We start from the raw sequence: 12452 nt of genomic DNA on the forward strand, positions 1-12452 counted from the left end.
AAACCTTCAACGTTTTCAATAAAAACAACTAATCATGGTTAGCATTAGACCCGACGAAATTAGCAGCATTATTCGGCAGCAAATAGAACAATACGACCAAGATGTCAAGGTTTCCAACGTTGGCACCGTTTTGCAAGTCGGTGATGGCATTGCCCGGATCTATGGCTTGGAAAAGTGCATGGCTGGGGAACTGGTCGAGTTTGAAGATGGCGAGGTTGGCATTGCCCTGAACTTAGAAGCGGACAATGTCGGTGCCGTATTGATGGGCGATGGTCGTGGCATCCAGGAAGGTAGCTCCGTTACCGCGACGGGCAAAATTGCTCAGGTGCCCGTGGGAGAGGCGATGATTGGTCGCGTCGTGGACGCCCTGGCACGCCCGATTGATGGCAAGGGAGACATCCACACTACCGAATCCCGTCTGATTGAATCCCCTGCCCCCGGCATTATTGCACGGCGTTCGGTTTATGAACCGATGCAAACCGGTATCACCGCTATTGACGCCATGATTCCCGTGGGACGGGGTCAGCGGGAATTAATTATTGGTGACCGCCAAACCGGAAAAACCTCGATCGCCGTTGACACCATCATCAACCAAAAGGGACAAGACGTAATCTGTGTTTACGTCGCCATTGGTCAAAAGGCGTCTACCGTAGCCCAAGTGGTCGGTGTGCTTCAGGAAAAAGGAGCATTAGACTACACGATTGTGGTGGCGGCGAATGCAAACGACCCAGCAACCCTTCAGTACCTCGCTCCCTACACCGGTGCAACCCTGGCTGAGTACTTCATGTACAAGGGCAAAGCCACGCTGGTGATTTACGATGACCTCTCCAAGCAAGCCCAAGCGTATCGCCAGATGTCCCTACTGCTGCGTCGTCCACCCGGACGGGAAGCGTATCCAGGAGATGTGTTTTACATCCACTCCCGCTTGTTGGAACGGGCAGCGAAGCTGAGTAATGAACTGGGTGAAGGCAGTATGACAGCGCTGCCGATTATCGAAACCCAGGCAGGTGACGTATCTGCCTACATCCCGACCAACGTGATTTCGATTACGGATGGTCAAATCTTCTTGACATCCGACCTATTTAATGCTGGCTTGCGTCCCGCTATTAACCCAGGTATCTCGGTGTCCCGTGTGGGTTCGGCTGCACAAACCAAGGCGATGAAGAAGGTTGCCGGTAAGTTAAAGCTGGAACTGGCTCAGTTTGATGACCTGCAAGCTTTTGCTCAGTTTGCCTCAGATTTGGACAAAGCCACCCAAGACCAATTGGCACGGGGTCAACGGTTACGGGAAATTTTGAAGCAGCCTCAGTATTCACCCTTAGCCGTTTATGAGCAGGTGGCGCTGGTTTACGCCGGTTTGAATGGCTATCTGGATGACATCGCGGTTGAGAAAGTCAGCACGTTTACCACGGGATTGCGGGAGTACTTGAAGACTAGCAAGCAGCAGTATGGTGAGATTGTGCAAAAAGAGAAGGCACTCACTGATGAAGCGGAGAAGCTGCTGAAAGAAGCGATCGCAGAATACAAGCAGACTTTCCTCGTATCCGTGTAATCGCTTGAAGGTTGAACGCTAGCCGATTGAAGGTGACAAAACAAGGTTGAAGGTTGAAGGTGACAAAACAAGGTTGAAAGTTAGAACCTTCAGCTTTCGACTTTCAATCGGCAAATCAACCTTCAACTCCAACTTTCAACCTTCAACTCAACTTTCAACCTTCAATCTGTTCACCTCAACCCCGATATGGCCAATCTAAAATTTATTCGCGATCGCATTCTGTCGGTCAAAAATACGAAAAAAATTACTGAGGCGATGCGCCTCGTTGCCGCGGCCAAAGTCCGTCGCGCCCAACAACAGGTGACCGCCACCCGCCCCTTTGCCGACCGCTTGGCACAAGTTCTCTACGGCTTACAGAACCGTCTGCGGTTTGAAGACGTTGACTTACCCCTGCTCAAACAACGGGAAGTCAAGACTGTCGGATTGTTGGTGATCTCAGGAGATCGCGGTCTTTGTGGCGCTTACAACAGCAACGTCATCCGTCGTGCTGAAAACCGCGCGAAGGAATTACAGCAGGAAAATCTGGATTACAAATACGTCCTCGTGGGACGCAAAGCCTCTCAGTACTTACAGCGCCGCGACCAGCCCATTAGTGCTAAATACACTGGCTTGGAGCAGATTCCTACCGCCGCTGAAGCCTCAATGATTGCTGATGAACTGCTCTCTCTGTTCCTCTCACAATCCGTAGACCGGGTTGAACTGGTTTACACCAAGTTTGTCTCCTTGATTAGTTCTCGTCCAGTGGTTCAAACCCTGCTGCCCTTGACGGCACAAGGACTAGAAGCACAAGATGATGAAATCTTCAGGCTGACAAGTCGTGGAGGCAACTTTGAGGTCACACGGGAGAAAGTCGCACCTCAAGTCACTCCCTTCCCCCGTGACATGATCTTTGAACAAGACCCAGTGCAAATTCTGGATGCCTTGTTGCCTCTCTATTTGAACAACCAGTTACTGCGGGCGCTGCAAGAGTCAGCCGCTAGTGAATTGGCGGCCCGGATGACGGCGATGAACAACGCCAGTGATAACGCCAGCGATCTGATTAGCAGCTTAACCCTGTCTTACAACAAGGCACGGCAGGCGTCGATCACGCAGGAAATTCTGGAAGTTGTGGGTGGTGCCGAAGCACTGAGTGGCTAAATTCAGGTTTCACATTCTTTAAATGTCAAACATGGCAAGCGTCTGGCTAGGTTCAGACGCTTTTTTATATGTCTTTATCAAGGTTTTAGATATTACTCTAACCGCAATTCGGTGGACTAATTCCGATTGGAATAGTTGTACAACTTCTCAGTCTCTTACTGATAAAGCAAAAGGCTATTTTTTATACATTAAGCGACTACTGTATAATGACGGAGATTTCTGGCAAAGGCGCTGAGGAATATAACCGATGAACACTAAATTTTTATTACTGTCAGCTTTATCGAGTCTGCTGCTTGGTGGATATCCAGTCATTCAATCCGTTCGAGCCGAACAGCTATTTCTAGTTCAACAGCAACAATGGGAACAAATCTCTTCGTCTGAAGGAGGGTTTACGGTTTTAATGCCTGTGGCACCCACTCAGAACCGACAAACGACTGATGGAAATAAGGTATCGCTTGATGCAAATTTGTTCACGGCTTCGTTAGAAGAAGGCAAGATAAAATATAGTGTTTCTTATACAAATTTCCCGGAGGATATCGCTCAGCTTCCTCCTGAGTTTATTTTGGATAGCTTATCTTCTCGTTTTACAAGTGATCGCAAACTCAAACTCATTCATCAGCAAGATATCCGTTTAGAACAATACTCTGGTAAAGAGTTTAAGTTTGAAGCTCCTGGCGGCAAGATAGTTAACTATCGAACTTATTTAGTCAAACAACGCTTATACCAATTAACTACAGAAATTCCCAAAGATAGAGAAAGTTCGTTGTCTGCTGATGTTGAAAAATTTATGACTTCATTTCAGTTAGTGAAATAAAAAGTCACATGAGTGGTATGGGTATTCTGTCTGCCCTGCCCCTCTAACTGTTCGTGTTATCTACTCTACAAGAAGTTGTACTTCCTAATTTAGATACGTCTTGAATTGCGATTCTATTTAACATTTACTCGGCTTCTCCAATTAGGGTAAAGGCTGCCCAATTTCTAGGATTAGGATGTTGCTTCATAGTGGTCAGCATTGCCTGTCGTAAGGCTTGTGCTTTATCGAGTTTGCGCTGTTGAATATTCGTATAAAATTCAGTCATCAAGGATGCCGTAGGTGCATCGGGTACAGCCCACAAAGAGACAATTACACTAGAAACTCCGGCAGAAATTAAAGAGCGAGAAAGTCCAACTACGCCATCACCTGTAATGCGTCCTCGTCCAGTATCGCAGGCACTCAAAACGACTAATTCAGCATTTAATTTAAGGTCGAGGATTTCTTCAGCTGTGAGTAAACCGTTACCCCCCTCCTGTCCCCCCTTGCCAAGGGAGGATGATAAGGAATCGGGAGTAAGAGCAATTGCACTGCCAATTCCTCGAATATCATCGAGTAAGCCGTGAGTGGCTAAATGAATGATTCGCGCTTTGGGCAGAAGTTGCTTAACGGCTGATTCTGTAGCTTGGTTGCCGATGAGAGGTTGGGTGTTGAGGAGGGGGGCAATGGCTTTTGCTTCTGCTTCTGCACCGGGAAGCGGGGCTAGCGGTTGCGGTTTTTCCCCAGGATACGGCGGTACGCTGGGCATGGTAGGATTTCCGACAACGAGAGCATCATTTGCTGGTAAGGGCGTTAGCGAAGCCATGCCCAAGGCTATAGGGGCGTTCACTCCTACCCGTTGGCGTTGTTTGCGGGTTAGCTCTAGGACTTGAATGGAGGGAGCGGTTAGGATAGTGTGTTTCTCAATCAGGTATTTGCCTTGCTCATCTTTGAGTGCTGGGAACGGAACCAGAAACAACGAGCTTTGCGGCATAAAGATGACACGGGCTTCTGGATTAGTAGGGAGCAAATCTGCGATCGGTTCGATCAGGATTTGATGGAGTTGCTGTAATCGATTTGTTTGAGTGGCTTCATCCACTTTGGAAACTGCGACTAAACCCCCAGCCCTGACACCAATAGATTCGCGGCTAGTGGTGACTAGTTCTGCTAGAGAAGTATTTTCTTTCTGCCACAGGGGTTTGAGGTCGCTACGATGAAACGTGATTTCACCTGTAGGCTTGATTACCCAAATATAGAGTTCTGTTTCTTTTTATCCTTCTTTACCCTTAATCTTGAAGTCATCATAAATAATTGAATATTCAACGAGAGTGGCATTTTGCTGTTTGGCGATTTGTTGCAGCAACTCGATAGTGGGTGGAGTGATGGCGGACTTGTCTGAGTTAGATTTTGTAGCGTTACGCAAGGCTATTAGCTCTACAAACGCCCTGGTACGTCCCCGTTCAGCAATTTCTAGAGCAGCATTAGGGTTATTCTGGGCGATGAGGACTTGTTGTAAAACGCGGTAGGTGCGAGCTTGCTGTTCAAAAATTGAGACTTTGTAAGCATCATTGTCACCCAATCGTTCCCTTAGAGATTCCCTAGTCTCAATTCCAGCGCGGAGGGTTCTTTCTGCCTCCGACAGATTGCCTTCTTTGAAGAGAGCAAGTCCTAGATTGTTAAGAGCTATCCCTTCCCCGTCCTTATCGTCAATTTTCTGTGCGATCGCTAAATTCTGCTGGTGGTACTCAATCGCTTTAGGGAAATTTCCCAGCCCACGGTAAGCATTTCCCAGATTTCCCAGAACAGTCCCCTCACCCCAAGGATCTTTGATTTCGCGTGCGATCGCTAAACTCTGCTGGTGGTAGTCAATCGCTCTAGGGTAATCTCCTAGAGCCTGGTAAGCATTGCCCAAATTCGAGAGAGCATTCCTCTCCCCCAGACGGTCTTTAATTTCTTGTGCAATGACTAAATGCTGCTGGTGGTACTCAATCGCTTTAGGATAATCTCCCAAGGAACGGTAAGCATTTCCCAGATTTCCTAGAGATGCTCCCTCACCCCCAGGGTCATTGATTTCGCGTGCGATCGCTAAACGCTGCTGATGGTATTCAATCGCTTTAGGGTAATCTCCCAGAGCCTGGTAAGCAATTCCCAGATTCGAGAGAGAACGGCTCTCACCTAGACGGTCTTCGATTTGTCGTTTGATGGCTAAACTCTGCTGCTGGTACTCAATCGCTTTGGCGTAATCTCCCAGGGATTCGTAAGCAAGTCCCAGGCTGCCTAGAGATGCTCCCTTACCCCCAGGGTCATTGATTTCGCGTGCGATCGCTAAACTCTGCTGCTGGTACTCAATCGCTTTGGTGTAATCGCCCAAGGATTCGTAAGCACTTCCCAGATTTCCCAGAGCATTCCCCTCAACTAAGCGGTCTTTAATTTCTCTGCCGATGGCTAAACTCTGCTTGTAGTAGTCAATCGCTTTGGTGTAATTTCCTAGGTTATAGTAAGCAACTCCCAGATTGCCCAGAGTCTTCCCCTCACCTACACGGTCTTTGATTTCCTGGTAGATTGTCAATGCCTGTTCCCAAGACTTTACTGCTGCCTCAACTTGACCCGTCTGAGCCTGCTCAATACCTTGCTTTCGCAGTCGGCCTGCTTCTGCTTTCCGTGCATCTGGAGTTTGAGCCAAAACCTGGGAATTGTGACTTTTAGACTTTGGATTTTGGATTAATTGCCCTAAAACTGGAAATCCAAAATCGACATTCACAAGAGTTGCCAGGGCGGTAATGACACCAGTAAGTCCAATTCTATAGAGACGCATCATTAATTGGAGGATAGGGATTGCAGCAAGTCATTCATTGGTAATATACCTCTCACCCGCTTCCAGTTATGCAGTCAACCTGAATTCAACCCTAGAATAAAAGCGTGATGCCGACTTTGTGTTACCATGACAGCCACTTCTCCCACAGCCCAAACTACCCCAATCATTTACCCTAGTGCCGATGGTGAACCTGTGGCAGAAACCTACGATCATCTTTATGCCATTCTGACCACTCTAGAAGTTCTCAAACAATACTTAGCAGGTCGTCAAGCAACTGTTCTAGCCAACCAATTCCTTTATTATGCTCAGGGATTTCCAAAAGTACGAACTGCCCCTGATGTCATGGTGATTTTCGATGTTGCTCCAGGTGGCAGGGACAACTACAAAACCTGGGAAGAAGGACAAGTGCCAGTGGTAATTTTTGAAATGACTTCTCCAGGCACAAAAGACCAAGATAAGACATTTAAAAAAACCTTGTACGAGCAGCTAGGTGTTCAAGAATATTGGCTATTTGACCCTAAAGGAGAATGGATACCCGAAAAATTGCAAGGATATCGCCTGCGGGGAGATACCTACACACCTATAACAGATAGTCGCAGCGAACCCTTACAACTTCGGTTAGCCGTTGAAGAAAAAGTGATTGGCTTTTACCGAGAGGATACTGGAGAAAAATTACTAATTCCTGATGAACTAGTGGCAACACTCAAGCAGGAAACCCAAGCACGATTGTTAGCAGAGTCACAAGCTGAACAAGAACGTCAACGAGCCGAACAAGAACGTCAACGAGCTGAACAAGAACGTCAACAACGGGAATTAGCTCAACAACAGCTTGCTGAAATGGAAGCAATCCTCGATCGCTACCGAGAACGTTTTGGAGAATTACCTGAGTAAGGTCTAATTTGGAAATACAGATTTTAGATAGGGGTGTAGGGGCGGTTTTAGTAGTTTAATGTTGATTCTATCAATAACTTTTTGACAAATCCCGCCCCTACAAAAAATAATGTAAATTATTCAACCGTCATGGGGTGTCAACATAATTAACTGTTGATTAAGGAGCGATCGCACTCCTTCCAACCCTAAATTTACCTCTGGTAAAATTTGTCTCACGCTTCGAGATTCAACAGTATTCGCATCACAAGCTTGCAGAAATTGAAATTCATTTTCTGATAAATTAATAATCTGATAATCGTAATTAAAAACACACTGACTCGGCCATCCGTCCATGCAAGAATTTCGCTCAGGGATTGCCGCTAAAAGAGCCTCATCTGATGACCAATCGCTCTTAACTAAGGGAGAGCGTCCCAGGAAAAATTCGTAATGGCTGATGTCTGGATCTAACAGTTCAATGAAGCGATAACGTTCACGAGTCCCTAACCCTTTCGCCCGTTCCATTAATTCCGGGTTCTTGCCGACGAGCCGCTCCAACTGCCAGTATTGGGGATTAGAAAAGCCGATAAACTCTAAACCAGAAGCATCAATTAATTCAAACAGTGTTTCAATGTTGTAGTCAATCTCTTGGGGATGAACGTACATATCCGCAAAGTTGGCATCCCGCTGATTTTCCAACGACCAACGTTCTTTTTCTCGTTTGACTAAACGATTATTTTCCGGTAAAGATTCAAACAATTGACGACCAACCTTCACACCGTCTTGGTAGTCGCCTCGCTGGTTACCCTGAACAAGTGCGATCGCTTTTTGCATCAGTTGGATTTCCCACCGTCCCAACTCCGCATAGACAAAAATATGCATCAAGCCGCCGGGAGCTAGCTTTGCCGCCAAAGACTGAATCCCTCGAATCGGGTCAGGCAAATGATGCAAGACTCCAACGCAGTTAATCAGATCGAACTCGCCTTCGAGCTTGTCGGCGTCATATAAACTCAAGTGATGAAATTCAACGCGATCAGCACCTGAGCGACGGCAGCGTTCCCGTGCGACCTCCAAAGCCCCTCCACTCAAATCAATTCCCACCACAGACGCCTGAGGATTGAGGTGAACCAAATACTCTGTCCCGACACCCGTACCACACCCGGCATCGAGAATCCGCACGTCCTGCCTTGGCGGTTTTTGACCTGTGCAAAAGCTGTAAGCCGCTAACCAATTCCAGCGCCAGTTGTACCCAGGAGGTGGTTCATCGAGTAAAGGTTCTGGTGGAAAAGGGTAAGTATCGTAAAGCCGCTGAACGGCAGTGCTAGTGTCTTGCTCGGTATGCATAACTCAAAATCTCATTCGGTATTAGGGATTGACCCACTCCCCAGACCTCGAAAATTGTAACAAAACTTATGGGGACTCTCAGCGATTGACGCTTATCAACTATGATGACTCTGTGAAACACTGGAACGTGTTATTTACACTTCTTAACAAATAAGTTCACAACAACAGAAACGTTTTAATCTAAAGACTGATCTGGTAAAGCCCAGGAAGAGAGTTTATTGAAGGCTTCACGGGAACATCCTGTCTCCCCTGGGGATGGGAGTCAATACCGATGTACAAAAGCCTAAGGTAAGCGAAAATGACCTGCATTGGCACCCTGGTCAGACTTAACACATTAGCAATTGTCGATGGGAGCTTTTGAGAACCAATGAGTGTTAAGGCAAGTGGTGGAAGCTCAGTTGCGCGCCCGCAACTATATCAAACAGTACCGGTTTCAACAATTATTCAAGCCGAACAGCAAGACCGGTTCTTAGGCGCTGGTGAGCTAGGTGAGCTTGCCAGTTACTTCCGCTCTGGGATACAGCGTTTAGAAATTTCAGATATTCTGAGCAAAAACGCAGACCTAATTGTTTCCCGCGCTGCTAACCGAATTTTCGTCGGGGGTTCCCCGATGGCATTCCTGGAAAAACCCAGGGAAGAAGTCGGTCAGGAGCTAGTCCTGGCGGGTGGCAACATGGATGTCAGAGATTCCATGAAATTAGGGACTGCCACCTATGTGGAAAGCAGTGGTGGCTTCTTCGAGGGTCTGCGAGGACTCTTCAGTGCCTCGACTGGAGGACCGACGCCGGCGGGTTTCCGACCCATTAACGTCGCCCGTTATGGCCCGAAAAACATGCAGAAATCTCTGCGTGACTTGTCGTGGATGTTGCGCTATGTAACCTACGCGATCGTGGCTGGCGACCCTAACATTATCGTCGTCAACGTCCGGGGTCTGCGGGAAATCATCGAAAATGCCTGCTCTGGAGAGGCCACAATCGTGGCACTACAGGAAATGCGTGCTGCCTCGCTAGGGTACTTCAAGCGTGATGCCCAAGCCAGGGATATCGTGAATCAGTACTTTGAGATTTTGATTGGCGAATTTAAAGCCGCTAATCCATCCGATAAAGTGCGGCAGCGTCCTAAGAGTGACCAACAAGGCTTGCAACTGCCCCAAAGTTACTTTAATGCAGCAGAACGGCGTCCTAAGTTCGTGATGAAGCCGGGACTATCAGCCTCAGAAAAGATAGAGGTTGTGAAAGCCGCCTATCGGCAGGTTTTCGAGCGTGATATTACCCGCGCTTACAGCCAGTCCATCTCTAACCTGGAATCTCAGGTTAGGAACGGCGACATCTCGATGAAAGAGTTTATTCGTCGCCTGGGTAAATCTCCTCTATATCAAAAACAGTTTTACCAACCCTTCATCAACAGTCGTGCCCTAGAACTGGCTTTCCGCCATTTCCTGGGTCGTGGTCCGAGTTCGCGTGAAGAAGTCCAACAGTACTTTGCCATTGTCTCCAACGGCGGTCTAGCCGCTCTCGTGGATGCTTTGATCAATTCCCAAGAATACTCCGACTACTTTGGCGAAGAAACCGTGCCCTACCTGCGGGGATTGGGTCAAGAAGCCCAGGAATGCCGCAACTGGGGAATGCAGCAAGATTTACTGAAGTACAGTGCGCCATTCCGCAAAGTCCCTCAGTTCATCACAACCTTTGCCCAATATGATCGCCCACTGCCTGACCAACATCCCTATGGTTCTGGCAACGACCCCTTGGAAATTCAGTTTGGAGCTATCTTCCCCAAAGAAACCCGGAATCCCAATACTCGACCGGCTCCCTTTGGCAAAGATACGAAGCGCCTGCTGATTCACCAAGGCCCTGGCATCAATAACCAAAACAGCAATCCCAAGGCACGAGGCGAGTTTCCCGGTTCTTTGGGACCCAAGGTGTTCCGATTGGATCAACTCCCCGCCTCTGGCATGAGTCGCCAGAAGAGCAGCGCTGCCAGTGTCAAATTCTCGGAAAGCTCTACCCAAGCCGTGATTCGGGCTTGCTACTTGCAAGTGTTTGGGCGTGATGTCTACGACGGTCAGCGCCAGAAGGTGGGGGAAATTAAGCTGGAAAACGGCGAAATCTCCGTGCGGGAGTTCGTGCGAACCCTGGCTAAGTCGGAGATATTCCGCAATCTTTACTGGACATCCCTGTATGTTTGTAAAGCCGTTGAGTATATCCACCGCCGTCTGTTGGGTCGTCCGACTTATGGGCGTCAAGAAATCAACAAGTACTTCGATATTTGCGCCAAGTCAGGCTTCTATGCCCTAGTTGACGCCCTTATCGACAGCCCAGAGTACTCTGAGGCATTTGGGGAAGATACAGTTCCCTACGAGCGCTATGTGACTCCCGGTGGTTTGGCATTGCGACGCTTGAGAGGCGGCACGATGGCGGAAGGAGTAAGCGGTACGTCAGTGACCAGAGCTGAAACCCCACGCTTCGTGCAACTGGGTCAAGTCACTGAGTCGCGGACTCAACCCGATGTTCAATTCCGGATTAATCAGGGCGTGAGTGCTCAGCGCGAGCAAACCAAGGTCTTCAAACTGACCAATAACGTTGATAAGCCAGCGGTTAAAACTCTGATTCGAGCCGCTTATCGGCAAGTCTTTGAGCGCGATATCGAGCCGTATATCCTGAAGAATGAATTCTCGGCTCTGGAAAGCAAGCTGAGTAACAACGAAATTAATGTTAAAGAGTTCATTGAAGGTCTAGGTACCTCAAGCCTCTACATTAAAGAGTTCTATACTCCCTTCCCCAACACCAAGGTGATTGAGCTGGGCACGAAGCACTTCCTCGGTCGTGCGCCAGAAAACCAGAAGGAAATCCAAAAGTACAACCGGATTCTCGCTGCTGAGGGTATTCGTGGCTTTATCGGCGCGATGGTGAACAGCATGGAGTATGTCCAGGTATTTGGTGAAGATACAGTGCCTTATCGCCGCTTCCCCACCTTACCCGCCGCCAACTTCCCCAACACCCAAAGGCTGTATAACCAGCTCACGAAGCAGAATAAGGACTTGGTAGTCCCTAGCTTCGAGCCGGTGTCGTCCCGCATGGATGTAGCCCAGATGCCCCTGACGGGTAATGCTATAGCGGATATGAAGCGTCAAGAGTGGCAGCAGGAAACGAGCAAGCCGCAGTTTGTCGAACTCGGTCGTTCTTTCCAAACGAGTGAGGGTCAAGCGGTTGAGGTGAGTGCTAGCTCAACGCGCCGTAAGCCTGCACGGATTTTCCGCATGACTCCTGGAGCCAATCAGACTGAAACCGCTCAGGTGATTCAGGCTATTTACTCTCAGGTGATGGATGTCTTCAACTCTCAGGTGCCTGGGGAGTTCCGTCGCCCTGAATTGGAAAGCAAGCTCAGCAATGGTGAAATTTCCGTGCGTGAGTTTGTCAAGGTCTTGGCGAGTTCTGATATCTACCAGCGTCGCTTCTACACACCTTATCCGAATACCAAGGTGATCGAGTTCCTGTTCCGCCATCTGTTGGGACGGACTCCAGCCACCCAAGCAGAAATTCAGCAGTATAACCAACTCTTGACCGAGCAAGGTCTGAGTGCGGCTGTTGAATCGCTGGTTGATGGCGAAGAATATGTTCGCTTCTTCGGTGAGGATGTCGTGCCTTACAATCGCTGCCCAACGCTACCGGCTGGCAACTACCTCGGTAGTGTGAAAGCTGTCTCGGATTGGGTGAAGTAGCCTCGCTCTAAAGTCTCGCCTTCCTACGTGAGCCAAACCTAATGGGTTCAGCGCTCCGTTTGCATGAATCCGCTGACTATCTTCTCCTCTGAAGCGGTGTAAAGCCGTTCAGAGGAGCTTTTCTCAGGGCAAAGGACACGAGACCAGCAAGGAAGAAGGCAGGAGGATAGGGAGCCAGGGAAGGGCAGACAAGGGAATTGCTCAGCTCAGCTTTCCACGTCTGTTC

At 48.5% G+C, this 12452-nt stretch carries 6 protein-coding genes and 1 pseudogene; 5 read left to right on the forward strand and 2 right to left on the reverse strand.

What is annotated here, in order from left to right:
• Nucleotides 1-34 precede the first annotated feature (34 nt).
• The 3 genes from atpA (at nt 35) to NDI48_17945 (ending at nt 3503) form a co-directional block, all read left to right on the forward strand.
• On the forward strand, nt 35-1552 hold the full coding sequence (atpA, locus tag NDI48_17935; GenBank protein ID MEP0833056.1) for a F0F1 ATP synthase subunit alpha: 1518 nt from the start codon (nt 35-37) through the stop codon (nt 1550-1552).
• A 186-nt stretch (nt 1553-1738) separates the two neighbouring features.
• A complete protein-coding gene (locus NDI48_17940) occupies nt 1739-2689 on the forward strand; it encodes a F0F1 ATP synthase subunit gamma (protein ID MEP0833057.1) in 951 nt (316 codons plus the stop codon).
• Nucleotides 2690-2936: 247 nt separating this feature from the next.
• Entirely contained in the window at nt 2937-3503 is a 567-nt protein-coding gene (locus tag NDI48_17945; protein ID MEP0833058.1) for a hypothetical protein, read from the forward strand.
• Between the two features lie 124 nt (nt 3504-3627).
• Here NDI48_17945 and NDI48_17950 read toward each other — a convergent pair.
• A pseudogene (locus NDI48_17950) lies at nt 3628-6294 on the reverse strand (tetratricopeptide repeat protein).
• Between the two features lie 126 nt (nt 6295-6420).
• Between NDI48_17950 and NDI48_17955 the strand changes: the two are divergent.
• Nucleotides 6421-7185, forward strand: coding sequence for a Uma2 family endonuclease (locus NDI48_17955; GenBank protein MEP0833059.1), 765 nt, complete (start codon nt 6421-6423; stop codon nt 7183-7185).
• Nucleotides 7186-7305: 120 nt separating this feature from the next.
• On the opposite strand, the gene NDI48_17960 is transcribed toward NDI48_17955, so the two are convergent.
• Complete coding sequence (locus NDI48_17960) at nt 7306-8505, reverse strand: class I SAM-dependent methyltransferase (protein ID MEP0833060.1); 1200 nt, start codon at nt 8503-8505, stop codon at nt 7306-7308.
• Nucleotides 8506-8872: 367 nt separating this feature from the next.
• Here NDI48_17960 and NDI48_17965 point away from each other — a divergent pair, with 367 nt between their 5' ends.
• Nucleotides 8873-12226 (forward strand): phycobilisome rod-core linker polypeptide, encoded by a 3354-nt coding sequence (locus NDI48_17965; protein ID MEP0833061.1) that lies wholly within the window; start codon nt 8873-8875, stop codon nt 12224-12226.
• Nucleotides 12227-12452 lie beyond the last annotated feature (226 nt).

This window comes from Microcoleus sp. AS-A8, assembly GCA_039962225.1.
Lineage (GTDB): Bacteria > Cyanobacteriota > Cyanobacteriia > Cyanobacteriales > Coleofasciculaceae > Allocoleopsis.